At 74.3% G+C, this 23641-nt stretch carries 19 protein-coding genes; 7 read left to right on the forward strand and 12 right to left on the reverse strand.

What is annotated here, in order from left to right; genetic code table 11:
- Positions 1–212: 212 nt before the first annotated feature.
- Positions 213–1019 carry an MBL fold metallo-hydrolase gene (locus tag ABZ807_RS16045; protein ID WP_357157542.1) on the reverse strand — a complete coding sequence of 269 codons (807 nt, stop codon included), beginning with the start codon at positions 1017–1019 and terminating at the stop codon, positions 213–215.
- 137 nt (positions 1020–1156) lie between these two features.
- Here ABZ807_RS16045 and ABZ807_RS16050 point away from each other — a divergent pair, with 137 nt between their 5' ends.
- Positions 1157–2374 (forward strand): NADP-dependent isocitrate dehydrogenase, encoded by a 1218-nt coding sequence (locus ABZ807_RS16050; RefSeq protein WP_357157545.1) that lies wholly within the window; start codon positions 1157–1159, stop codon positions 2372–2374.
- 407 nt (positions 2375–2781) lie between these two features.
- On the opposite strand, the gene galT is transcribed toward ABZ807_RS16050, so the two are convergent.
- From galT to cysC, 3 genes are all read right to left on the reverse strand, one after another.
- On the reverse strand, positions 2782–3855 hold the full coding sequence (gene galT, locus ABZ807_RS16055; RefSeq protein ID WP_357157548.1) for a galactose-1-phosphate uridylyltransferase: 1074 nt from the start codon (positions 3853–3855) through the stop codon (positions 2782–2784).
- Positions 3852–4658 (reverse strand): DeoR/GlpR family DNA-binding transcription regulator, encoded by an 807-nt coding sequence (locus ABZ807_RS16060; protein WP_357157551.1) that lies wholly within the window; start codon positions 4656–4658, stop codon positions 3852–3854. Before ABZ807_RS16060 ends, galT begins: the two co-directional genes overlap by 4 nt.
- Before the next feature lie 157 nt (positions 4659–4815).
- Positions 4816–6345 (reverse strand): adenylyl-sulfate kinase, encoded by a 1530-nt coding sequence (cysC, locus tag ABZ807_RS16065; RefSeq protein ID WP_357157556.1) that lies wholly within the window; start codon positions 6343–6345, stop codon positions 4816–4818.
- A 210-nt stretch (positions 6346–6555) separates the two neighbouring features.
- Between cysC and ABZ807_RS16070 the strand changes: the two genes are divergently transcribed.
- Genes ABZ807_RS16070 through ABZ807_RS16085 form a run of 4 tightly spaced genes read left to right on the forward strand, consistent with a single transcriptional unit; the run spans position 6556 to position 10010 of the window.
- A complete protein-coding gene (locus ABZ807_RS16070; RefSeq protein ID WP_357157559.1) occupies positions 6556–7470 on the forward strand; it encodes an ABC transporter ATP-binding protein in 915 nt (304 codons plus the stop codon).
- On the forward strand, positions 7463–8344 hold the full coding sequence (locus ABZ807_RS16075; RefSeq protein WP_357157562.1) for an ABC transporter permease subunit: 882 nt from the start codon (positions 7463–7465) through the stop codon (positions 8342–8344). The genes ABZ807_RS16070 and ABZ807_RS16075 overlap by 8 nt, the downstream gene beginning before the upstream one ends.
- Positions 8341–9300, forward strand: a complete 960-nt coding sequence (locus ABZ807_RS16080) for an ABC transporter ATP-binding protein (protein WP_357157566.1) — start codon at positions 8341–8343, stop codon at positions 9298–9300. The genes ABZ807_RS16075 and ABZ807_RS16080 overlap by 4 nt, the downstream gene beginning before the upstream one ends.
- A complete protein-coding gene (locus ABZ807_RS16085) occupies positions 9300–10010 on the forward strand; it encodes an ABC transporter permease subunit (RefSeq protein ID WP_357157569.1) in 711 nt (236 codons plus the stop codon). Before ABZ807_RS16080 ends, ABZ807_RS16085 begins: the two co-directional genes overlap by 1 nt.
- 127 nt (positions 10011–10137) lie before the next feature.
- Here ABZ807_RS16085 and valS read toward each other — a convergent pair whose 3' ends face one another.
- Positions 10138–12702, reverse strand: a complete 2565-nt coding sequence (valS, locus tag ABZ807_RS16090) for a valine--tRNA ligase (protein WP_357157572.1) — start codon at positions 12700–12702, stop codon at positions 10138–10140.
- Between the two features lie 79 nt (positions 12703–12781).
- A complete protein-coding gene (locus tag ABZ807_RS16095) occupies positions 12782–14368 on the reverse strand; it encodes a trypsin-like serine protease (RefSeq protein WP_357157575.1) in 1587 nt (528 codons plus the stop codon).
- Between the two features lie 215 nt (positions 14369–14583).
- Here ABZ807_RS16095 and ABZ807_RS16100 point away from each other — a divergent pair, with 215 nt between their 5' ends.
- The gene (locus ABZ807_RS16100; protein WP_357157578.1) at positions 14584–16050 is read left to right on the forward strand and encodes a hypothetical protein; all 1467 of its coding nucleotides are present in this window, start codon (positions 14584–14586) and stop codon (positions 16048–16050) included.
- Here ABZ807_RS16100 and ABZ807_RS16105 read toward each other — a convergent pair.
- The 6 genes from ABZ807_RS16105 to ABZ807_RS16130 all read right to left on the reverse strand — a co-directional run bounded on the left by ABZ807_RS16105 (position 16047) and on the right by ABZ807_RS16130 (position 22977).
- Positions 16047–17921 carry an ABC transporter ATP-binding protein gene (locus ABZ807_RS16105; RefSeq protein WP_357157581.1) on the reverse strand — a complete coding sequence of 625 codons (1875 nt, stop codon included), beginning with the start codon at positions 17919–17921 and terminating at the stop codon, positions 16047–16049. The two genes, ABZ807_RS16100 and ABZ807_RS16105, sit on opposite strands and share 4 nt — an antisense overlap.
- Complete coding sequence (locus ABZ807_RS16110; RefSeq protein ID WP_357157584.1) at positions 17918–19723, reverse strand: ABC transporter ATP-binding protein; 1806 nt, start codon at positions 19721–19723, stop codon at positions 17918–17920. The genes ABZ807_RS16105 and ABZ807_RS16110 overlap by 4 nt, the downstream gene beginning before the upstream one ends.
- Positions 19724–19760: 37 nt before the next feature.
- Positions 19761–20270 carry a methylated-DNA--[protein]-cysteine S-methyltransferase gene (locus ABZ807_RS16115; protein WP_357157588.1) on the reverse strand — a complete coding sequence of 170 codons (510 nt, stop codon included), beginning with the start codon at positions 20268–20270 and terminating at the stop codon, positions 19761–19763.
- Complete coding sequence (locus ABZ807_RS16120; protein WP_357157591.1) at positions 20267–21763, reverse strand: AlkA N-terminal domain-containing protein; 1497 nt, start codon at positions 21761–21763, stop codon at positions 20267–20269. Before ABZ807_RS16120 ends, ABZ807_RS16115 begins: the two co-directional genes overlap by 4 nt.
- A gap of 165 nt (positions 21764–21928) precedes the next feature.
- Positions 21929–22471 carry a hypothetical protein gene (locus ABZ807_RS16125; protein WP_357157594.1) on the reverse strand — a complete coding sequence of 181 codons (543 nt, stop codon included), beginning with the start codon at positions 22469–22471 and terminating at the stop codon, positions 21929–21931.
- Positions 22468–22977, reverse strand: a complete 510-nt coding sequence (locus ABZ807_RS16130) for a SigE family RNA polymerase sigma factor (RefSeq protein WP_357157597.1) — start codon at positions 22975–22977, stop codon at positions 22468–22470. The genes ABZ807_RS16125 and ABZ807_RS16130 overlap by 4 nt, the downstream gene beginning before the upstream one ends.
- Before the next feature lie 176 nt (positions 22978–23153).
- Here ABZ807_RS16130 and ABZ807_RS16135 point away from each other — a divergent pair, with 176 nt between their 5' ends.
- Positions 23154–23603, forward strand: a complete 450-nt coding sequence (locus tag ABZ807_RS16135) for a hypothetical protein (RefSeq protein WP_357157600.1) — start codon at positions 23154–23156, stop codon at positions 23601–23603.
- The last annotated feature ends 38 nt before the right edge of the window (positions 23604–23641 follow it).

A 23641-nucleotide genomic window follows, 5' to 3' on the forward strand; every position in this document is an offset into this window, starting at 1 on the left:
ATACCTCAAGGCCCCCGGAGTGCCCCGCGGCCAAATTCAGGGCAAAACCCCCATTTGTTGACCCCCCGCACTCAGTTCGGGGCCCGCCGGCCCCGCCGGCGCGCCCCTTCGCGTTCCCCCCACCCCCTGCGCGTTGATCAAGAAGTTTGCGTCAGGACATCGTCCCGGGGATGACGCAAACCTCTTGATCAACTAGGCGGGGTGGGCGCGGGTCAGAGGGGGGTGAAGGGGGTGGGGAGGTGGGGGGTGGCCAGGGTGGTCGGGCCGGCGGTGGACAGGGCGCGGAGGAGGGTGGTGCGGGAGGTGCGGGCCGTGGCCGGGTCCTCCTCGTGGGCGTACGCGAGGTCGGGGTCGACCAGTTGCACGGCGTGCACCAGCAGGTCGCCGGTGAGCAGCAGCCGCTCGTCGCCGGAGTCGACCAGCACCGACTGGTGGCCGGGGGTGTGCCCGGGCGTGCTCAGCAGGCGTACCCCCGCAGTGAGCGGGGTGTCGCCGTCGACCACCCGGAGCTGGCCGGCGGCGCGCAACGGCGCGACCAGGCCGGCCGGCAACCCGGGGTTGATCGTCTCCATCGCCGCCAGCTCGGCCCGCTGCACCAGGTAGTCGGCGCGCGGAAAGTACGGGCGGCCGGGCGTGCCGGTGACCGCCCACCCGATGTGGTCACTGTGCAGGTGGGTGAGGACCACGGTGCCGACGTCGGCGGGATCGATGCCGGCGGCGGCCAGCTCGGCGGGGAGCCGCCCCGGCACCGGGGCCCAGCTCGCGGCGGGGGAGCCGGCCGGCCCGATGCCGGCGTCGACCAGCGTGACCGGTCCGTCCCCGCGGCGCAGCGCGAAGCTGCGGAACTGCAGCCACCAGCGGCCGTCGGCGGTGACCGAGGCGGGGGCGCGCTGGTCGGCCTCGCGCCAGTGCGCCGCGGTGGCGTCGGGGAACGCCTCGGCGCGGGGCTGGAAGAACGGCCCCTCGCCGTCGGTGAGCGCCGTGACCGTGATAGACCCGAGGGTGCGGCTCAGTGGCATCCGGTGATGATGCCAGCGATCTCCTGCGCCGTGCACCCCCGTTGTCCCGGCCAACCGAGGCCGGCTGGGGACTGCCGGCCAGTTTCCAGTACGCTCGTACTGCTTGAGCACGTGTCCCCCGAGAGGAGCGCCGGCCGATGGCGAAGATCAAGGTAAACAACCCGGTCGTGGAAATCGACGGCGACGAGATGACCCGGATCATCTGGAAGCAGATCCGGGAGCAGCTGATCCTGCCCTACCTCGACGTCGACCTGCACTACTACGACCTGTCGATCCAGCACCGCGACGAGACCGACGACCAGGTCACCGTCGACGCCGCCAACGCCATCAAGCAGCACGGCGTGGGCGTCAAGTGCGCGACCATCACCCCGGACGAGGCCCGGGTGGAGGAGTTCGGCCTGAAGAAGATGTGGCGGTCGCCGAACGGCACCATCCGCAACATCCTCGGCGGCGTCGTCTTCCGCGAGCCGATCATCATGTCCAACGTGCCGCGGTTGGTCCCCGGCTGGACCAAGCCGATCATCATCGGCCGGCACGCCCACGGTGACCAGTACAAGGCCACCGACTTCGTCGTCCCCGGCCCGGGCACGGTGACCATCACCTACACCCCGGCCGACGGCGGCGCCCCGATGGAGATGGAGGTCGCCAACTTCCCCGGCGGCGGCATCGCCATGGGCATGTACAACTTCGACGAGTCGATCCGGGACTTCGCCCGGGCCTCGTTCCGCTACGGCCTGGACCGCAACTACCCGGTCTACCTGTCCACCAAGAACACCATCCTCAAGGCGTACGACGGCCGGTTCAAGGACATCTTCGCCGAGGTCTTCGAGGCGGAGTTCAAGGCCGAGTTCGCCGCCGCCGGCATCACCTACGAGCACCGGCTGATCGACGACATGGTCGCCGCCGCGCTCAAGTGGGAGGGCGGCTACGTCTGGGCCTGCAAGAACTACGACGGTGACGTGCAGTCCGACACCGTCGCGCAGGGCTTCGGCTCGCTCGGCCTGATGACCTCCGTCCTGCTCTCCCCGGACGGCCGTACGGTCGAGGCCGAGGCCGCGCACGGCACGGTCACCCGGCACTACCGGCAGTGGCAGAAGGGCGAGAAGACCTCGACGAACCCGATCGCCTCGATCTACGCCTGGACCCGGGGCCTGGCCCACCGGGGCAAGCTGGACGGCACCCCGGCGGTCACCGAGTTCGCCAGCACGCTGGAGCGGGTCATCGTCGACACCGTCGAGGGTGGCCAGATGACCAAGGACCTCGCGCTGCTCATCTCGCGCGACGCCCCGTGGCTGACCACCGACGAGTTCATGAACGCGCTCGACGAGAACCTGGCCCGCAAGCTCGCCGCCTGATCCTCGTACCGCGTCACCGACCGAGCCCGCCGGCACCGCGCCGGCGGGCTCCGTCGTACCCGGGGGCGGCCCATGATCCACGCCGTTTGCGGCGTGTCGCGGTGTTCGGGCGACAGGGAGACCGCGACACGCCGCAAACCGCGTGGATCAAGCCGTGGCCCCCGGGGCGCGCGTCACCGGTGGGGGTGTGGGTCGTTGAAGTGGGTGGACGTGATGCCAGTCGCGTCCAGGAAGGTTGACCGCGGTCGCCTCGCGGCACGAGTGCCGATCAGCCAGCCTTCCCGGCTGTCGTGCACAGCCAGCCGTCCCTTCCCAGCGGGGGGCCCTGTCCCGGGCCCCCCGCGCCCTGTTCCCCGGCGGGCGTGTCCCTCCGCCAGGCGGCGGGCCGGGTCAGGCGGCGGGCCGGGTCAGGCGGCGCGGAGCAGCTCCGCGGCCCGCTCGGGCGCGATGTCGTTGATGAAGACCCCCATGCCCGACTCCGAGCCCGCCAGGTACTTCAGCTTGTCCTTCGCCCGCCGGATGCTGAACAGCTGAAGGTGCAGGTGGCCCAGCTCCCGGTCGATCCGCACCGGCGCCTGGTGCCAGGCCGCGATGTACGGCATGGGCAGGTCGAAGAGCCTGTCGAGGCGGCGCAGCACGTCCAGGTAGAGCGGGCCGAACGAGTCCCGCTCGGCACCGGTCAACGCCGGGATGTCGGGCACCGGCCGGTGCGGGGCCACGTGCACCTCGAACGGCCAGCGGGCCGCCGCCGGGACGTACGCCGTCCAGTGCGCGTTGCTGGTGACCACCCGATCCCCGGCGGCCCGCTCGGCGCCGAGCACGTCGGCGTAGAGGTTGCCGCCGGTGCGCTCGGCGTGCCGGCGGGCGGCGGCCAGCAGCGACCGGGTCCGCGGCGTCACGAACGGGTACGCGTAGATCTGCCCGTGCGGGTGGTGCAGGGTGACGCCGATCTCCACGCCCCGGTTCTCGAAGCAGAACACCTGCTCGACGCCGGGCAGCTCGGCCAGCGCCACGGTCCGGTCGGCGAGCGCGTCCAGCACGGTGCGCACCCGGCGCGGCGGCAGGCTGGCGAACGAGGCGGTGTGGTCGTCGGTGAAGCAGACCACCTCGCAGCGCCCCCGGCCGGGGCGTACCGGGGTGAACGGGGTGATCCCGGCCGGCTCGTCGGCCACCCGCTGGCTCAGCGAGGGGAAGCGGTTCTCGAACACGGCAACGTCGTAGTCGGGGGCCGGGATCTCGCTGAGCCGGCCGCCCCGGGAGGGGCAGAGCGGGCACTGGTCGACCGGGGGGAGGAAGGTGCGGGTCTGCCGGTGCACCGCCACCGCCACCCACTCGTCGGTCAGCGGGTCGTACCGCAGCTGGGAGGCGTGCGGGGGAGGGGGCAGCTCGCGCCGGTCCGGCTGGTCGCGGAGCGCGTCGTCCCGCTCGTCGAAGTAGATCAGCTCTCGGCCGTCTGCCAGCTCGATCGCCGTACGCTTCACCGCGCCGTCCCCTCCGCCGCCGTCCGGCCCGTGCTCGCCACCACCACCAGCTCGCCCACCTTCTCGTCGAGCACCCGGCGCGCCTCGGGCACCAGCCGGTCGTCGGTGACCAGCACGTCGGCGGCGTTGAGGCCGACGATCGAGGAGATGCCCACGGTGCCCCACTTGGTGTGGTCGGCCAGCACCACCAGCCGGTCGGCCGCAGCCACCAGGGCCCGGTCGGTCTCCGCCTCCATCAGGTTCGGGGTGGTGAAGCCCGCCCGCTCGGTGATCCCGTGCACGCCGAGGAAGAGCAGGTCCAGGTGGAGCGAGCGGATCGCCTCCACGGCCAGCGGGCCGACCAGCGCGTCGGACGGGGTGCGCATCCCGCCGGTGAGCACCACGGTCTGGTCGGGGCGGCCCTGCGCGTGCAGGATCTCGGCCACCGGCAGCGAGTTGGTCACCACGGTCAGCCCGGGCACGTCGACCAGCCGGCGGGCCAGCTCGGCGGTGGTGGTGCCGGCGGAGAGCGCGACCGCCGCACCGGGGTGGACCAGCTCGGCGGCCCGGCCTGCGATGGCGGCCTTCTCCGCGAGCTGCCGCACCGACTTGGCGTGGAATCCCGGCTCGTCGGTGGAGCCGGGGCCGGTGACCGTGGCGCCGCCGTGCACCTTGGCCAGCAGGCCCTGCTCGTGCAGCGTCTCCAGGTCACGGCGGATGGTCATGTCGGAGACGCCGAACTCGGCGGCCATTTCCGTGACGCGTACCCCACCGGCCGTGCGGACCCGGTCGAGGATGGCCGCCTGCCGTTGCCGCACCAGCATCCGCCCGCACCTCCGGCTCCCGCGTACTCTCACGCGCTCGAACGTGTTCCAACAAAGACGAACACTAGCGCGCAGGGGGCAACGACGGAAGGCGGCGCCGCAGGATCAGGCCGTGGGATCAGGCCGCAGGATCAGGCCGTGGGATCAGGCCGCGGGATCAGGTGGACTGGAGGCGGGGCTCCACCCAGCCGGTCTCGGTGAGGTGGTTCATCACCGACTGCACCGCCTCCTCGATGCTCAGGTCGGTGGTGTCGACCACGAACTCGGCGTCGGCCGGCTCCTCGTACGGGTCGTCGACGCCGGTCATCCCGGTGAGCAGGCCGGCGCGGGCCCGGGCGTACAGGCCCTTGCGGTCGCGCCGCTCGCAGACCTCCAGCGGGGTGGCCACGTGTACCAGCACGAAACCGGCCCCCGTCGCCAGCGCCATCTCCCGGGCGGCCGCCCGCGCCTGGGCGTACGGGGCGATCGGGCAGCAGATCCCCACCCCCCGGTGCCGGGCGATCTCGGCGGCCACCCAGCCGATCCGACGGACGTTGGCGTCCCGGTCGGCCCTGCTGAAGCCCAGCCCCGCGGACAGTTCCCGGCGCACCACGTCGCCGTCGAGCAGGGTCACCGTCCGGTCGCCCTGCTCGCGCAGCACGTCCGCCAGCCCCCCGGCGATGGTCGACTTGCCGGAGCCGGAGAGGCCGGTCAGGAAGACCACCAGGCCCCGGTGCCGACGCGGCGGGCGGGCCCGGCTCAGCTCCTTGGCCACCGCCGGCGGGGTGTGCCACTCGGGCAGCGGGAAGCCCCGGTCCAGCAGGTCGTCGATCTCCTCCTGGCTCAGCGCCAACCGCCGGTTGCGCGGCGGGATGTCCTCCCGCCAGCGCCACTGCCCGTCCCGGTTGTCGTAGGCCAGCTCGCGGGGGACCAGCACCCGCAGGCCGGCGCCGGAGAGCATCTCGCCGGTGGAGAGCAGGTGGGTCACCCCGTACGCGGCGGAGATCCGGGCCCGCAGCAGGGCGTCGCTGATCTCGTCGCGGCGGCGCGGCATCGGCACGGCGATCAGGGTCGCCGGGGGCATCCGGTCGCGGGCGGCGAATACGCTGCGCACCAGGGCCTCCGGCGGCAGCCCGCCGGTGCCGTCCTCACCGACCGGGATCATCACCAGCAGGTGCGCGCCGAGGGTGCGGGCGGCGTGCGCGATCTGGGCCAGCTGCGGCCGGTGCAGTGGCCGGTCGGCGATCACGCCCAGCACCCGGCCCGGCGGCAGCAGCGCGCGGACCTCCTCCGGGGTGCGGCGTAGCCGCTGGAACGGGCCGCGCCCGCCGTCGCCGAGCCGGCGGACCGGGCCACCCACCCCGGCCACGCCCTCGCGGGCCGCCCAGACGTCGACGACCTCCAGCGCGGCCACCGGCGCGCCCTCGCCGTCGCTGAGCACCAGCGTGCGGCGCCCCGGGTCGGCCGGGTCCAGCGCGTCGGCCAGCGTCGCCGGCACCTGGAGGGTCACCGGCACCGGCCACGGCGTGCCGTCGGCCAGCCGGCCGCGACGTTGCCGCGAGACCAGGTCGGCGCGGGTCATGAAGCCGGTCAGCGGCGCGTACGACCCGGTCAGCAACAGCTCCAGATCGGCCAGCTCACCCGGGCGCGGCGTGTACGCCGGCGCGTCCCGGAGCACCTCGTCGGGCAGCACCCACCCGTTGCTCATCCGTACCCCTTACTCGCTGGCCGGCACACAGTTTCGCAGCCGACCGGCGATCGGTCGAGAGCGCCACTCCACTGCCGCCCGCGAGGGTGGGGACGGGTCACCCTGTCGGCGTCAGTCTTACGGCCGTGCCGTCCCCCGGACGGGTTCTCAGGGGCGAGCCCGGGCGATTCCCGATACCCGTACGTGCGTCCCCTTCCTACGCTGACGGACGTGACACTGATAGCGACCGAGTCGCTGACCAAGACGTACGGAGGTCGGGTCACCGCGTTGGCCGACCTGACCGTGGCGGTGGAGCCCGGGATCATCGGCCTGGTCGGCGCGAACGGCGCCGGCAAGTCGACCCTGATCAAGATCCTGCTGGGCCTGCTCGCTCCGACCAGCGGCCGGGTCGCCGTGCTCGGCCTCGACCCGACCACCGACCCGGCGGCGGTGCGCGCCCGGGTCGGTTACATGCCCGAGCACGACGCGCTGCCGCCCGACCTCTCCGCCGCCGAGCTGGTCACCCACCTGGGCCGGATCAGCGGCCTGCCCGGCACGACGGCCCGCGAGCGGGCGTCGGAGGCGCTGCGGCACGTCGGCCTCTACGAGGAGCGCTACCGGCCCGTCGGCGGCTACTCCACCGGCATGAAGCAGCGGGTCAAGCTGGCCCAGGCCCTGGTGCACGACCCGGACCTGCTCCTCCTCGACGAGCCGACCAACGGCCTCGACCCGGCCGGCCGGGACGACATGCTGGCGCTGGTGCACCGGATCGGCACCGAGTTCGGCATCTCCGTGCTGGTCTGCTCGCACCTGCTCGGCGAGGTGGAGCGGATCTGCGACACCCTGGTCGCCATCGACGGCGGCCGGCTGCTCCGCGCCGGCCCGATCGCCGCGATGACCTCGGCCACCGACGTGCTCGCCGTCGAGGTCAGCGAGGGTACGGAGGAACTGGCCACCCGGCTCGCCGCGCTCGACCTGCCGGTCACCCGGGACGGCCGGATGCTGCTCGTCCCGCTCGCCGACGAGGCCACCTATGACCTGATTCTCGGCGCGGTCGCCGAGCTGGACCTGCCGCTGCACCGGCTCGACCAGCGGCGGCACCGGGTGGCCGAACTCTTCGCCACGAGGGAGCCCAGCCATGTCTGAGCCGACCGGCGTCATCCACGACATCGGCTACCAGCGCTACACCGGCCCCCGGCTCGGTCGCTGGCACGTCTTCGGTGCGCTCTACCTGCACGGCCTGCGGACCGCCTTCGGGTTGGGCCGCAGCGCCAAGGCCAAGATCTTCCCCTGGCTGGTGGTCGGCATCGTCACGCTGGTGGCCGCCGGCGCCACCGCGGTCCGCAGCCAGATCGGCGAGGTGGTGATGACGTACGCCCAGTTCGCCGACGCGATGAGCTGGCTGGTCATCTTCTTCGCCGCGGTGGCCGCGCCGGAGCTGGTCTCCCGCGACCTGCGCAGCGGCGTGCTGCCGCTGTACTTCTCCCGGCCGCTGCCGCGCGGCGACTACGCCCTGGCCAAGCTGCTGGCTCTGGTGAGCGCGCTCTGGCTGCTGCTCGGTGCGCCGCAGCTGGTGATGTTCCTCGGCGCGGCGTTCACCACCGGCGACGGGATGCGCGGCGTCTGGAACGAACTGCTCGACCTGCTGCCGGGGCTGCTCTACGCGGGCCTCTGGGCGGTCGTCTTCGCCTCGGTCGGGCTGCTGGTCGCCTCGCTCACCGGCAAGCGGGCGTTCGCGGCCGGCGGGATCGTGGCGGTCTTCCTGATGACCACCCCGATCGTCGCCACCCTGTCCATCCTGCCCTCCCGCACGGTCAACGAGCTGGCCGGACTCGGCTCGCCGTCCACCATCGTGCAGGGGATCGGCATGTGGTCGCTGGGCGACCTGCTGGTCACCGAGGAACAGGGCGGGCCGGGCATCGGCGACTTCGGCCCGGTCTACGCCCTCGCCGCCGTGCTGCTGGTGGCCGGCTGCGTCGCCCTGCTGCTGCTGCGATACCGGAAGGTGGCCGCCCGATGACCACGATCAGCGCCGAACCCACGGCGGGCGCCCCGACCGCCGCCGCCAGCACCCTCGACCTGGCCGGCGTGTCCCGTTGGTACGGCAACGTGGTGGCGGTCAACGACGTCACCATGCGGCTGGGCCCCGGGGTGACCGGCCTGCTCGGCCCGAACGGCGCCGGCAAGACCACCCTGCTGCACATGATGGCCGGCTTCCTCGCCCCGTCGCGGGGCGCGGTGACCCTGGACGGCGAGCCGACCTGGCGCCACCCGCAGGTCTACCGCCGGCTCGGGCTGGTCAGCGAGCGGGAGGCGGTGCACACCTTCCTCACCGCGTACGAGTTCGTGCTGGCCAGCGCGAAGCTGCACCGGCTGCCCGACCCGGCCGCGGCAGCCCGGCGGGCGATCTCCCTGGTCGAGCTGGAGGGGGCGCAGGACCGGCGGATCGGGACGTACTCCAAGGGCATGCGGCAGCGCGCCCGGGTCGCCGCGGCGCTGGTGCACGACCCGCAGGTGCTGCTGCTCGACGAGCCGTTCAACGGGATGGACCCGCGCCAGCGGCTGCACATGATGGGGCTGCTGCACTCCCTCGGCGACGCCGGCCGGACGGTCCTGTTCAGCTCGCACATCCTGGAGGAGGTCGAACAGGTCTCCGGCACCGTGCAGGTGATGGTGGCCGGCCGCCTCGCCGCGTCCGGGGACTTCCGGACCATCCGCCGGCTGATGACCAACCGGCCGCACATGTTCGCCGTCCGCTCCACCGACGACCGGGCGTTGGCCGTCGCGCTGATGGCTGAGCCCTCGGTCACCGGCGTCGAGCTGGACCGCACCGGCCTGACCGTCAAGGCCGGCGACTACGGTGCCTTCACCCGGGCGCTGCCGAAGATCGCGCTGGCCCACGGCGTCCGGGTCCGGCAGTTGCTGCCCGAGGACGAGTCCCTGGAGAGCGTCTTCTCCTACCTGGTGGAGGCCTGATGTCGACCATTTCCTGGATCACCGCGCGCGGACTGTTCGGCCGGCGTCGGTTCCTGATCCTGCTGCCGTTGCCGGTCCTGCTGCTGGGGCTGGCCCTGCTCTGCCGGTCGCTGGGGGTGGAGCCGGGTGACTGGGGGCCGCCGGTGCTGGTCGGCCTCGGCCTGGCCGTGGTGCTGCCGGTGGTCGCCCTGATCGTGGGCACCGGCGTGCTGGGAGCCGAGATCGACGACGGCACGGTGGTGCACATCCTCACCAAGCCGCTGCCGCGCTGGCAGATCGTGTTGCCGAAGCTCGCGGTGGCCACCGCGGTCAGCGCGGCCACCGTCGCCGTGCCGCTCTTCGTCGCGGGTGTGCTCGCCGATTCGGTACGCCTCGGACTGGCCCTCGCCGCCGCCTCGACGCTCGGCGCGCTGGCGTACTCGGCGCTGTTCCTGGCGCTCAGCCTGCTCACCCGGCGTCCGGTCCTGCTCGGACTGGTCTACGTGCTGATCTGGGAGGGGCTGCTGGGCAACTTCGTCGGCGGCACCAAGGTGCTCTCGGTGCAGCAGTGGGTGATCGCCCTCGCCGACCGGATGGCCCCCACCGAGCTGCTGTCGACCACGGTGTCGGTGTCGGTCGCGGCGGTGCTGACCGCCGTCGTCGCCATCGGCTTCACCGCCCTGGCGATCGACCGCCTCCGCTCCCTCTCCCTCACCGGCGAAACGAGCTGACCCCCCACCCCCACCCCCTCCCCGCCGAGACCGCACTTTCAGAGAACGAGTGGCCTCGACGGCGCGGACAGCCACTCTTTCGCTGAAAGTGTGCGGATCTCGCGGCGGGGTGGGGTGGGGGCGGGGGTCAGAAGGCGCAGGCTATGACCAGGTCGGGGGCGCGGTTGGGGAGGAGGTCGAGCTTGGCGATGCGGCCCGCCGCCCGGACGTCGTCGGCGATCACGGTGAGCTGCTCCAGCAGGGCGGCCGGGCCGAGCGCCTCGGCCAGCGGCACCTCCGCCTTCATGGACAGCTTCCGCTCCGACTTGGCCCGGCGCACCTGGCCCAGCGCGTCCCCGGCCAGTCGCAGCAGTGCCGGGTCACCCGTGCCGGTGATCGCCCCGCCCACCTCGTACGTGGTGGGCCAGGTGGCCCGGTGCACCGAGCCGTACCGCCACCAGGACCAGACCTCCTCGGCCACGTACGGCAGGACCGGGGCGAAGAGCCGCAACTGCACCGACAGCGCGGTGGCCAACGCCGCCCGCGCCGAGTCGGCCCCCGGCCCGGAGCCGTAGGCGCGCTCCTTCACCAGCTCGATGTAGTCGTCGCAGAACCGCCAGAAGAACGCCTCGGTGGCCTGCAACGCCGCCGTGTGGTCGTACCCGTCGAAGGCGGACGTCGCGGTGGCGACCACGCCGGAGAGTTCGGTGAGCATGGCGGTGTCCAGCGGCTCGGTCGCCGGGGCGCGCAACGCGTCCGCGGCACCCAGCCCCAGGGCGAACCGGGAGGCGTTGAGCAGCTTGGTGGCGAGCCGCCGGCCCACCTTGATCTGGGCCGGGTCGAAGGCCAGGTCCATGCCGGGCTTGCCGTTGGCCGCCCAGTACCGCACCGCGTCGGAGCCGTGCTGCTCCAGCAGCCCCATCGGGGTGACCACGTTCCCCTTGGACTTGGACATCTTCTTCCGGTCCGGGTCGAGGATCCAGCCGGAGAGGACCGCGTCGCGCCAGGGCAGCACGCCGTGCTCCAGGTGGGCGCGGACCACGCTGGCGAAGAGCCAGGTCCGGATGATCTCCTGCCCCTGCGGACGCAGGTCCATCGGGAAGACCCGGCGGAACAGGTCCGGGTCGGTCTCCCAACCGCCGACGATCTGCGGGGTCAGCGAGGAGGTGGCCCAGGTGTCCAGCACGTCCGGGTCGCCGACGAAGCCACCAGGCACCCCGCGCTGCGACTCGGAGAACCCGGGCGCCGGATCGCTGGACGGATCGACCGGCAGCATCGACTCATCCGGTGTGAGAGGGTGGGACCAGTCCGGCTCGCCAACGTCGTCGAGCCGGTACCACACCGGCACCGGCACGCCGAAGAAGCGCTGCCGACTGACCAGCCAGTCACCGGTCAGCCCGCCCACCCAGTGGTCGTACCGGTGCTTCATGTGCTCCGGCACCCAGCGCAGCTCCGCGCCGCGGGCCAGCAGCGCCTCCCGCAGGCGTGCGTCCCGTCCCCCGTTGCGCAGGTACCACTGCCGGGTCGAGACGATCTCCAGTGGCCGGTCGCCGCGCTCGTAGAACTTCACCGGGTGGGTGATCTCGCGCGGCTCGCCGACCAGGTCGCCGGCGTCGGCGAGCATGCCGACCAGCGTCCGCCGGGCGCCGCCGACGGTCTGCCCGGCCAGCGCCGCGTAGGGCTCCGCCGGCACCCCGGCCGGCGGCTCCGGCAGCAGCCGACCGTCCCGGCCGATCACCACCCGGGTGTCCAGCTGGAGCTCCCGCCACCAGGTCACGTCCGTCAGGTCGCCGAAGGTGCAGACCATCGCGATGCCGGTGCCCTTGGCCGGGTCCGCCAGCGGGTGCGCGCGCACTGGCACCTCGACCCCGAAGACCGGGGTACGCACCGACGCGCCGACCAGGTCCGCATACCGCTCGTCGTCGGGGTGGCAGACCAGCGCCACGCAGGCCGGCAGCAGCTCCGGTCGAGTGGTGTCGATCAGCACCTCGCGCCCGGCCGGACCGGTGAACCGCAGCCGGTGGTACGCCCCCGGCCGCTCCCGGTCCTCCAGCTCGGCCTGGGCCACCGCGGTGGCGAAGCCGACGTCCCAGAGCGTCGGCGCCTCCGCCTGGTACGCCTCACCCCGGGCCAGGTTGCGCAGGAACGCCCGCTGGCTGGTCGCCCGCGCCACCCGCCCGATCGTGGTGTACGTCAGGGACCAGTCCACCGACAGCCCGAGCCGCCGCCACAGCGCCTCGAAGACCTGCTCGTCGGAGGCGGTCAGCTGCTCGCACAGCGCCACGAAGCTGCGCCGGGAGATCGGCGTCGGGTCCTTCCGGGCCGCCTCGGTGACCGGGGTGGCCGGCGGCCGCCAGTCCGGGTCGTACGGCAGGGACGGGTCGCAGCGCACGCCGTACACGTTCTGCACCCGACGCTCGGTGGGCAGGCCGTTGTCGTCCCAGCCCATCGGGTAGAAGACCGTCCGGCCGCGCATCCGCTGGAACCGGGCCACCAGGTCGGTGTGGGTGTACGAGAAGACGTGCCCCATGTGCAGCTCGCCCGATACGGTCGGCGGCGGGGTGTCGATCGCGTACACGTCCGACCGCTGCTTCGAGCGGTCGAACGCGTACGTGCCCTCCTCCTGCCAGCGGTGCGCCCAGGTCTCCTCGAGCCCGTCCAGGGTCGGACGCTCGGGGACGCCGGCGCGGGCCGTCCTCGCCGTATCAGTCATCCGTCGATCGTAGGCAGCCCGCGTGGCCGTGACCACGGCTTATCCGGGTGGCCGTGACCACGGCTCATCCGGGTGTCGCCTAACGGGTCGAGGATCCGATCGGGTCGAGCGTCGGGCCGCGGGTGGCGATCTGGATGCCGAGGCCGGTGCGGGAGTTCACCCGGTCCAGGATGGTGGAGACCGGGGTGTAGGTGTTCTTCTCGTTCGGGCTGGTGCACGCGCCCGTGCCCGGGTCGCCGTCGTGCAGGATGCCCAGCGCCCGGCCGTCGGACTCGGTGAAGAGTGGCCCTCCGCTGTCGCCCGGTCGGGCGCAGATCCGCACGTCGATGCCGCCGCTGGCCTTCCCGATGACCTCGCCGCAGCGGGTGCCCGGGACGTAGCCGACGCCGGCGCCCGAGTCGACGTACTGTTCGCCGGCCTTCGGCGTGTACGCCGAGCCGGTGGCGCAGACGACCCAGCCGGCCTGCACCGCGCTGTACGCCGTGTACCCGGTGACCTTCACGTCGTGGCTGCCCTTCGTGGCGCACGCCGGGTTGTCCGCCACGCACCAGTAGTTGACCAGGCTGGCCTGGTCGCCGCCGCCCCGCCGCGGGTACGCCCACCGGTCGATCGCGCGGTCCTGGTACGGCATCACCGCGTAGTCGTACGGGAACGCGTTCTCGGCCAGCACCGGGCTGGTCGACTCGACCCCCACCGGCACCTTCGGTCCGAGGTACTGGTGCCAGGTCCGGTCCACCAGCTGGTGCCGCCCGCCGACCACGCAGTGCCCGGCGGTCAGCACGTAGTAGCGCCCGGACTTCGCCCGCAGGTTGAACCCGGTGGTGCAGCCGCCGACCGTGCCGTCGTCGCGGGGCACGTCCAGCCGGATACCGCCGCGCATCGGCGCGGTGGGGCAGTAGCGCGGGTCGCACGCCTTGAGGATCGAGGAGCCCGACTTCCGGGCCTGTGCCCGGGCCGGCGCCCCGGCCGTGTCGAGCGCCCCCGCCAGCCGGGCGTCGTCCGCGGCGACCACGTCGCCGGTGAGCACCACGACCTCGTTGGCCTGCTCGTCGACCACCACGTCGGTGCCGACGGTCACGCCGAGGGCGCCGGCCACCCGGGCCGCCGCCTCGGTGAGCTGGCGCAGCGAGTGGCGTACCGGCACGACCTTGACGTGCGTGGCGTCGGGCACCCCGGCCACCGCCGGGCGCAGCGTCTCCGGGCTGGTCGCCGCGATGGTCAGGATGCCGCCGGCGGCCTGGTCCAGCCACATGCCGGCGTACTCGGCGGGGTACTTCGCGGCGAGCGTCTCGGCCAGCGGCGCGGAGAGTTCCTGGAGGGCGACCCGGCGGGCGGCCTCGCTCTGCGGCACCTGATAGCGGTCGCTCAGGTACGTCACCGAGGCGGGAGCGTCCTGCGCCACCTGCCCGGCGGGCCGGCCGGTGACCGCGACCGGGCGGGCGTCCACCGTGGATCCACGCGCGCCGGTGGGGCTGCCGATGCCGCTGGCCGTGCCGGGCGGCGCGTCCGCCGGGGCCGGTGGCGCGTCGGCCGACCAGTCTCCGCCGGTCGTCGCGGCGGCCGGCACCGGATCGGCGTCGACCTCCCAGGTCAGGGCGACCGTCGCCGCGCCGACCGTGCTGACCACCAACGCTGCCGCGACAACCACTCGTCGTCGGATCCGCACGCCGCAACCTCCCCGTGTATTCGGCTGTGCCCGACCGGCCGGACGTCGCGTGAGGCGACGGGCCGAGGCCGATCGACGAGCGGCAGTCTAGTCGGACGGATGATCCGGATGGTGCCCGTGCCGGGGCAGCGCGCCGGCCGGTGCCCGTGACAGCATCGACCACCACGCATGGGGAGGTCAGGATCTCCGGGTCCTGGCGGCGGGGGAGGCGGTCGATGGACGAGGCGGACGTACGCCGGGCGTGGTGGGACTGGCCCGCGCTGGTGGAGGCGGTGGCGGCGTTGGCCGTCGGCATGGCCTTCGTGTTCCCCGGGTTGGAGCTCCCGGCACTGGTCGGGTTCGCCGACCTGGTCCATGGCCCACCGATCGAACCGGCCGCGCTCGCCTGCGCACTGCTGGTGCTCGGGGTGTCGACGGTTGCGTTGCTCCCGCGCCTGCCGGCGTGGCCGTTGGTCGTCGCGGCCCTGCTGGTAGCCTTGGCCACCGACGGGATCGCCCGGGGTGCCGAGCTGGTGCTCACCGACGACCGTCCCCTGTGGCGGGTCGTCACGGCGGTGCTCGCCGCCGTCGCGGTCGGGTTGGCGCTGGGCGGCGTGCTGCTGGCCGTCGCGCAGGCCCCCCGGTCGGTCCGCTGGCTGCTCAGCGGCGGGCTGGCCGCCGGTCTGGTGCTGCAACCGGCGAGCGTGGAAATGGTCCGTGGCCTGGTGCGCGGTCGCGAGTCCGGGTCGCCGGTGACGGCGCAGCTCGGGTTCGCCGCGCTCGCGGCGGTCGTCGCGGCCATTTCCGCGCACCGGCGGGTTCGGGACGCGTCGCTGCCCGCGCCGGGTCGACCGGCGGTCGCCCCGGTGGTCGTGGTGTGCGCGGCGGGTGGGCTGGTCGTGGCCGTCCTGGCCGTCCGGTCCTCGCTGGTGCGGGAGTACCGGTTCAGCCCCGACAGCCTGTCCGACCACCCCGAACGGCATGCGGTGCAGGGGTTCGGGCACTGGTCCCTGGTGCTGCTGGCGGTGGCCGTCGGCGTGGTGCTCCTCGGCCACGCGTACCGGGTCGGTGGGGTGGTCGCCGCCCGCTGGGTGCTGCTCTGCCTCGGCGCCGGCCCGGTCGCCCTCTTCGCGGAGCAGACGATCAGGGCTCCGCAGGCCGAGCCCCGGTACCCGATCGTCCTCGCGGTGGTCGCCGCCGTCGCCGCGGGCGCCGCGTTCGGCCGGTACGCCGCGGGCCGGGCCGTGCCGTGGGACGTCCTCGGCCTGCTGGTGGCCGCGGTCGCCGTGACACTGGCCACCCTGGCGGTCCGAACCGGGTCGCCGTCCCTGCATCCCGTTCCGCAGCTGCTGACCGTCGCCGGTCTCGGCCTCGCCCTCGCGTTCGGGCTGAGTCAGGCCGCTTGCGGGCTGCCCGGGCCGGACACCGACACCGGCGTGGTGCTCCGGCTCCTGCTCACCGGTCCGGCCGCTCTCGTGCTCTCCGCGCTGGCGCTGGCGCCGATCGTGACCTGGTCGATCTCGGGCGCTTCCGATGCCGAGCCGGTGCTCACGATCCCGGGTTTCGTGGCGGCGACGGCGGTGCTGCTGGTGCTGCTCCTCGGGTTCAGCCGGGCGGTGGAGCGGTTCGGTCGCGACCTGGCTGCCGGTCCGACGTCGTCCCCACCGCTCTCCCCGGGCGACGCCGACGGACCGACCCCCTAGACCAGCGAGTCGCGCCACTGCCGGTGCAGGGCGGCGTACCGGCCGCCGGTGGCGGCGAGGCGCGCGGGCGGCCCGTCCTCCACCACCCGGCCGCCGTCGAGGACCAGCACCCGGTCGGCGGTCTCCACGGTGGAGAGCCGGTGCGCGATCACCAGCGCGGTCCGGTCCCGCAGCACGGTGGCGAGGGCCCGCTGCACCAGCCGCTCGGTCGGCACGTCCAGCGACGAGGTCGCCTCGTCGAGGATCAGCACCCGTGGGTCGGCCAGGAACGCCCGGGCGAACGCGACGAGCTGCCGCTGCCCGGCGGAGAGCCGGCCGCCGCGCCGGTGCACCTCGGTGGCGTACCCGTCGGGGAGCGCGGCGATGAAGTCGTGCGCGCCGATCGCCCGTGCGGCGGCCTCCACCGCCGCGTCGTCGGCGCCGGGCCGGCCGAACCGGATGTTCTCCGCCACCGTGCCGCTGAACAGGTGGTTCTCCTGGGTCACCAGCACCACCGCCCGGCGCAGCTCCGGGTCGGCCAGGTCGCGCAGGTCGACCCCGTCCAGCTCGACCCTGCCGCTGTTTGGGTCGTGGAAGCGGGCCAGCAGCTTGGCGACGGTGGACTTGCCGGCCCCGGTCGGCCCGATCAGCGCGACTGTCTGCCCGGCCGGCACGGACAGGTCCAGCGCGACCAGGATCGGGCTGGTCGGCCGGTAGCCGAAGGAGACCGACCGGAACGCCACCGCCCCGCGCCCCGGCCCGGCGGGCAGCGGCACCGGCTGCGCCGGCTCGGGCACGCCGGGCCGCTCGTCGAGCACCCCGGCGAGCTTCTCCAGGGCCGCCGTCGCCGACTGCAACGAGTTGTAGAACTGGCTCAGCTCCTGCATCGGCTCGAAGAAGCGGCGCAGGTAGAGCAGGAACGCGGCGAGTACGCCCACCTCCGTCGCGCCGCCGAGCACCCGCCAGCCGCCGTAGCCGAGCACCACCGCCACGGTGACGTTGCCGATCACCTTGATCCCCGGCGAGTACGTCGCGATCAGCCGGAACGCCCGCAGGTTGGCCCGCCGGTACCCGTCGTTGACCGCCCCGAAGATCTGCTGGTTGCGCGGCTCGCGCCGGTACGCCTGCACGGCGCGGATGCCGCGCAGCGACTCCACGAAGTGGACGATGACCAGGGCCACCGCCTCCCGGCTGCGCCGGTACGCCTCGCCCGAGGCGCGGGCGAACCAGCGGGACAGCAGGTAGAGGAACGGGAAGGCCAGCAGGGTCACCGCGGCCAGCGGCAGGTCCAGCCAGAGCAGGATGGCGGCCACGGAGAGGACCGACAGCGCGGCGGTCACCAGGCTGTCGACGCCCCCGTCGACCAGTTCGGCGATGGAGTCCAGGTCGCTGGTGAGCCGGGCGACCACCCGACCGGAGGTGTAGCGCTCGTGGAAGCCGACGCAGAGACGGAGGAAGTGGCCGTACACCCGCCGGCGCAGCTCCAGCAGGACGGCCTGCCCGATCCGCGCGGAGAGGGTGAGGAAGCCGCGCCGGGCCGCGTACTCGGTGCCGGCCGCGACGGCGAAGGCGCCGGCGACGGCGGCCAGCGGGCGCGGGTCGCCGGCCCGCAGCGGCGCGATGGCCCGGTCGATGCCGAGCATGACCAGGTACGGCCCGGACATGGCGGCGGCGTTCTGGGCGAGCAGCAGGGCCACGGCCAGGCCCAGCCGACCCCGGTGTGGGCGCAGCAGCTCGCGGAGCAGCACCCGGCTGCGGGCGCGCAGCCGGGCCACCGCCTCGGGTGAGGTGTCCTCGGCGCGGCTGCGGTCGGCGTCCGGGTCGGTGGCCTGTCCCCGCCAGCGCGACAGGTCGGGCGGCTCCGTCCGCTGCCGGGGCAGGTGAGGTCTCACGAGTGCACCAGGCCGGGCGCGGCCGCCGGCTCGGCGGAGAGCACCGCCCGGTACGCCGGCACCGTGGCCAGCAGGTCGGAGTGCCGCCCCACCGCGACGATCCGGCCGCCGTCGAGCAGCGCCACCCGGTCGGCCAGCGCGACGGTCGACGGCCGGTGCACCACCAGCAGCGTCGTGCTGCCCCGCAGCACCCGTTTGAGTGCCGTCTCGACCAGCGCCTCGGTGTGCACGTCCAGGGCGGAGAGCGGGTCGTCCAGCACGAGCAGCGCGGGCCGGCCGAGCACCGCCCGGGCCAGCGCCAGCCGCTGCCGCTGCCCACCGGAGAGCGACAGCCCCTGCTCGCCGACCCGGGTGGCCAGCCCCCACGGCAGGTCGTACGCGAAGTCGGCCTGGGCCAGCGCCAGCGCGGCCCGGATCTCCTGCTCGTCCGCGTCCGGCCGGCCCAGGGTGAGGTTCTCCCAGACCGACATGGAGAACAGCGTCGGCTCCTCGAAGGCAACCCCGACCAGCCGGCGCAGCGAGGCCAGCCGCAGGTCGCGCAGGTCGTGCCCGTCCAGGGTGATCCGCCCGCGGGTCACCTCGTGCAGCCGGGGCACCAGGGCGAGCAGCGTGCTCTTGCCGGCGCCGGTCGCGCCCACCAGCGCCAGCGTCTCGCCCGGCTCGACGGTCAGCTCGATCTCCCGCAGCACTGGCGCGGGGGCGCCGGGGTAGCGGAACGAGACGCCCTCGAAGCGCAGCCGGCCGCGTACCGCCGCCGGGGCGAGCGCAACCGCGTGCGGGGCGTCCACGATCGACGGCGGAGTGTCCAGGACCTCCTGGATCCGGTCGGCCGCGGTCGCCGCCTCCTGGGCGTTGGCGATGATCCAGCCCAGCGACTGCACCGGCCAGATCAGCATCAGTTGCAGGCTGACGAAGGCGACCAGCTCGCCGATGGTGAGGGTGCCCCGGGCGGCGAGCGCCGCCCCGCAGACCAGCACCACGCCGAGGGTCAGGTTGGGCACCAGGTCGAAGAGCGCGGAGGTGCGGGCGAGCAGCCGGGCCTTGTCGACGCCGGTGTCGTGCAGCGCCCGGGCCCGCTCGCCGAACCGGGCGGCCAGCTCCGGTCCCCGCCCGTACGCCTTCATGGTGCGCAGGCCCTGGGCGGTCTCCTCGACCAGGGTGGCCACGTCGCCCTGCTGGTCCTGCATGCGGCGGGACGCGGCGTGGTAGTGCCGGGCGAACCGGCGGCTGATCAGGAACAGCGGCACCGCGCTGGCCGCCACCAGCAGGCCCAGCGGGCCGTGCAGCCGGATCAGCAGCGCCACCACCGCGAGGTAGGTGACCAGGTTGAGCACCAGGAAGAGCAGGCCGAAGGAGAGGAACCGGCGGATCACCGACAGATCGCTGGTGACCCGGGAGAGCAGCTGGCCGGACTGCCACCGGTCGTGGAAGCCGGCCGGCAGCCGTTGCAGGTGGGCGTAGATGTCGGCGCGGATGGCCGCCTCCATGCCCACCGAGGAGGAGGACTGGGTCCACCGCCGGATGAAGATCAGCACCGCCTCGGCGAGCCCGAGCACCAGGGCCAGTCCGCCGAGGCGGAGCAGGCCGTCCGCGTCGTGCCGGGCGATCGGGCCGTCGACCACCCGCTGCACGACCAGCGGCACCGCCAGGCCAGCCGCGGTGGCAGCCAGCGCCGCGAGCAGCAGCCAGCAGTACTCGCCCGCGTACGGGCGTAGGTAGGGGCGCAGCCGCCGGAGGTTGTGCAGCGGGCGCGGCTGGTCGTCCGCCCGGTGGGGCGGGTCGCCGTCGCGCTGCGCGGGCACTATCCGACGGTAGCGGCAGATGACGGCCGCGCCGGTGTCAGCTTGCTGTCAGTGGCCGCTCGTGACCGAGGAGCCACTCCTTCACGGGCAGCCCCCAGCGGTAGCCGCCGAGAGTCCCGTCGGTGCGCAGCACCCGGTGGCAGGGGACGAAGAGGGCGGCGGCGTTGCGGGCGCAGGCGGCGGCGGCCGCCCGTACGGCGGCGGGCCGCCCGGCCAGCCCGGCGAACCCGGTGTACGTCACCGGCTCGCCCGGCTTCACCTCGCGCAGCACCTCCCAGGCGTGGGTCATGAACGCCCCGCCGCTGTGCTGCCGCACCGGTACGCCGTCGATGGCCGTCAGGTCGCCGTCCAGGTAGGACCGGACGGCGACGGTGACCGGGCCGAGGTCGGCGCGGTGCCGCAGCGTCCCGCGCAGGCTCGGGTGCACCAGCGGGAGCAGGGTCTCCGGTGCGGGGGTGAAGCCGGCCGCCCGGACGGCCCCGTCCGGGCCGGCCAGGACGCTCAACGGGCCGACGGGGGTGTCGATGACGGTGCTGTCGATGCTCATGCTGCTCTCCAGAGTCGGATCACCGCGTACGAGCGCCAGGGGCGCCAGCGCTCGGCGTGCGTTTCGAGGGTCTTCGGGTCGGTGGGCAGGCCGAGGGCGGCGGCGCCCCGGCGGACCGCGAGGTCGGTGGGGAGCAGGACGTCCGGGTCGCCGAGGGCGCGCATGGCCACGTAGCCGGCGGTCCACGCCCCGATCCCGGGCACCGCCGTCAGCCGCCGGACGACCTCCTCCCGGTCCCCACCCGGGTCGAGGTCGATCTCGCCCGCGGCGACGGCCCGTGCCAGCGCCCGCACCGTCTCCCGCCGTCCGGCCGGCATCCCGAACGCCGAATCCGCCAACCCCGCCACCACCTCCGCACTCGGAAACCCCCGCAACCCGTCGCGTCGATCATGAAGTTGACGGCAGTCATGGAGATCCACATCGCCGTCACCTTCATGATCGACGGGGGCCTGCGGGGTGGAGGTGGACTGGAGGAGGCGGGTGAGGGTGGTGCGGGCGGAGCGGACGGAGATCTGCTGGCCGACCACGGCGCGCAGGGCCGCCTCGAAGCCGTCCACGGCGCGGGGGAGGCGGATGCCGGGTTCGGCCGCGACCGTGGGGGCCAGGGCGGGATCGGCGGCAAGGGTCTCGTCGATGGCCTGCGGGTCCGCGTCGAGGTCGAGCAGGCGGCGGCAGCGGGCCACCGCGGGGGCCAGGTCGCGCATGTCGGCCAGGCGCAGGGTCGCCGAGACGTGGCCGTCCGCCGGGGTCAGCGCCACCTCCGCGGCGCCGTGCGGCAGCCGCAACCCCCGGCGGTACGTCCCGTCGCGTACCTCCTCCACGCCCGGCAGCGCGCGGACGGCGAGGAAGTCCAGCAGCGCGGCGGCGTGCAACGGCGGCCGGTACGCCAGCCGTAGCGTGATCGTCCCCGCGCCGCCGGGCGCCGGCCGGCCGCCTCGCGCCGTCCGCAGCTCGGACGGGGCGGTGCCGTAGACCTCCCGGACCGTGTCGTTGAACTGCCGGACGCTGCCGAAGCCGGCCGCGAAGGCGATCTCGGCCATGCCCAGCCCGGTGGTCTCGATCAGCGTGCGGGCGGTCTGCGCCCGCTGGGCCCGGGCCAGCGCGAGCGGGCCGGCACCCAGCTCGGCACGGAGCATCCGGTGCAGGTGCCGCTCGGTGTAGCCGAGCCGGGTGGCCAGCCCCGGTACGCCGTCCCGGTCGACCACCCCGTCGGCGATCAGCCGGACGGCCCGGCCCACCACGTCGGCCCGTACGTCCCACTGGGGCGAGCCGGGCGCGGCGTCCGGGCGGCAGCGGCGGCAGGCGCGCAGCCCGGCGCCCTGCGCGGCGGCGGCCGACGGGAAGAACCGGACGTTCTGCCGCTTCGGCGTCATCGCCGGGCAGGACGGCCGGCAGTAGATCCCGGTCGACGTCACGCCGGTGTAGAACCAGCCGTCGAAGCGCTGGTCACGGCTGTCCACGGCCCGGTAGCACCGTTCGAAGTCCAACTCCACGCCACCGATGATGCCCGCTGGTCAGGGCCGGTGGCTCGCGGGAATCGGACCTGAGCGTGGTGACGCCCGGCGCCCCGGACGGGAGTCGTCCTGGGCGCCGGGCGCGGGTCGCCTGAGCGCGGGACGCAGGTCGTCCGGGCCGCCGGGCGCGGGATCAGCGCGGGATCAGCGCGGGGACGGGCTGGGCCGCGGCGGCCGGGGCCAGACCGTGGAGTCGGGGGTGGAAGAGTGGGCCGGGCCGGGGCTGGGTACCACCGGCGGGCACGTCTCCGGGGCGGACGGGCTGGCCCTGACCGTGGTGTCGGGGGTGGAAGAGTGGGCCGGGCCGGGGCTGGGTACCACCGGCGGGCACGTCTCCGGGGCGGACGGGCTGGGCCGCGGCGGCCGGGGCTTGACCGTGGAGTCGGGGGTGGAAGAGGGGCCCGGGCCGGGGGTGGAAGAGGGGGGCGGCCCGTCCGGGCTCGCCGACGGGGTCGGCGGCGCGGTGGGGGCGGCCGGACGCGGGGCGTCCGAGCCGGTCTGGGCGATCGCGAGCGGGGCGGCGATCAGGACGGCGGCGAGCGTGCCCACCGCGCCCATCGTCATCGTGGCGCGGCGTCGGGTCCGGGCCCGTCGTTCCGCCGGCTGCAACTGGTCCTGCACTGTCGGTGCCTCCTCGGCCAGGTCGGTCAGGGTGGTGCGGATCAGGTTTTCGAGGGGGGACGTCATCGCCGCACCTCCAGGAGTTCGACGTCCGGCAGGAGCTCGCGCAGCCGGACGACGGCGCGATGGGTCCGGCTGCGGACCGTGCCGATGGAGCAGCCCAGCGCCTGGGCGACCTGGGTCTCGGTGAGGTCCTCGTAGTAGCGCAGGACCACCACGGTCCGCTGTGCCGGCGGCAGGTGATGCAGCGCCGCCCGCATGGCCAGCCGCAGGTCGGTGCCGCCGCTCGGATCGGCGCCGGCCACCTCGTGCGCGCCGGTGAGCAGCGACTCCCGGTACCGGCGCAGCCGCCGCCACCAGCTGACCTGCTCCCGGTACATGACCGCGCGCAGGTAGCCCTCCGGGTCCGCGTTGCGCAGCGTCCGCCAGCGCGGGATCGTCCGCGCCAGCGCCGACTGGAACAGGTCCTCCGCGGCGTGCCGGTCGCCGGTGAGCAGGTACGCGACCCGCATCAGCGCCGGCGTACGGCTGGCCACGAACTCGGCCAGCCGGGCCCGTTCGTCCTCGTCCACCCACCCTCCCCGTTCCGCTTCTCACCAATACAGACGCCGCAGGTCGGGCCAGCTATCCCCGATGCGGCAAGGAATTCGGACGCGAGAAAGTGTCGGTAGTGGTCGGTACGGTCCCGCCACCAACTCAAGAAGGGTGCGGGGGCGATGGCGAGCGTGGCCGGGCGAGGTGCCCGCTGATGCGGTCGGGGCGGGCACGGCTCGGCCGCGCGGTGGTGCAGGGCTTCTACGACCGGATGCGGGCGGTCGCGCCGGCGGCGTACGGGGCGATCGAGCGGGACCGGGTCGGTGAGCCGGGGCGTCCCTTCGGGGAGACCGCGTGCGGCCGGCTCGCCGCGTCGCTGGATCCGGCCGGCCTGCGTGCGCTGGGCATGTGGGCGCACCACTGGTGCATGCGCTTCTACGACGACGACACCCGGCCCGGCCTGCGGCTGGTCCGCGAGATCGCCGGCCGGCGTGGGCTGGGCTGGACGGTCGACGAGGTGCGCTGGATGCTCGGCGAGTCGTACGCGTCGGGCCCGGCCGCCGCGCACCGGTTCACCCTGCCGCTCGCCGCGGCGGCCGAACTGCCCGCCGGGGCGCTGCCGGAGGCCGACGCGCTCGGGGCGGACTGGCGGCTGGCCGGCTGACCCTCACCCGGTCGGGCGGGCAGCTGCGCCACCACCAT

The sequence above is a fragment of the Micromonospora sp. NPDC047548 genome, assembly GCF_040642975.1.
Taxonomy (GTDB): Bacteria; Actinomycetota; Actinomycetes; order Mycobacteriales; family Micromonosporaceae; genus Micromonospora.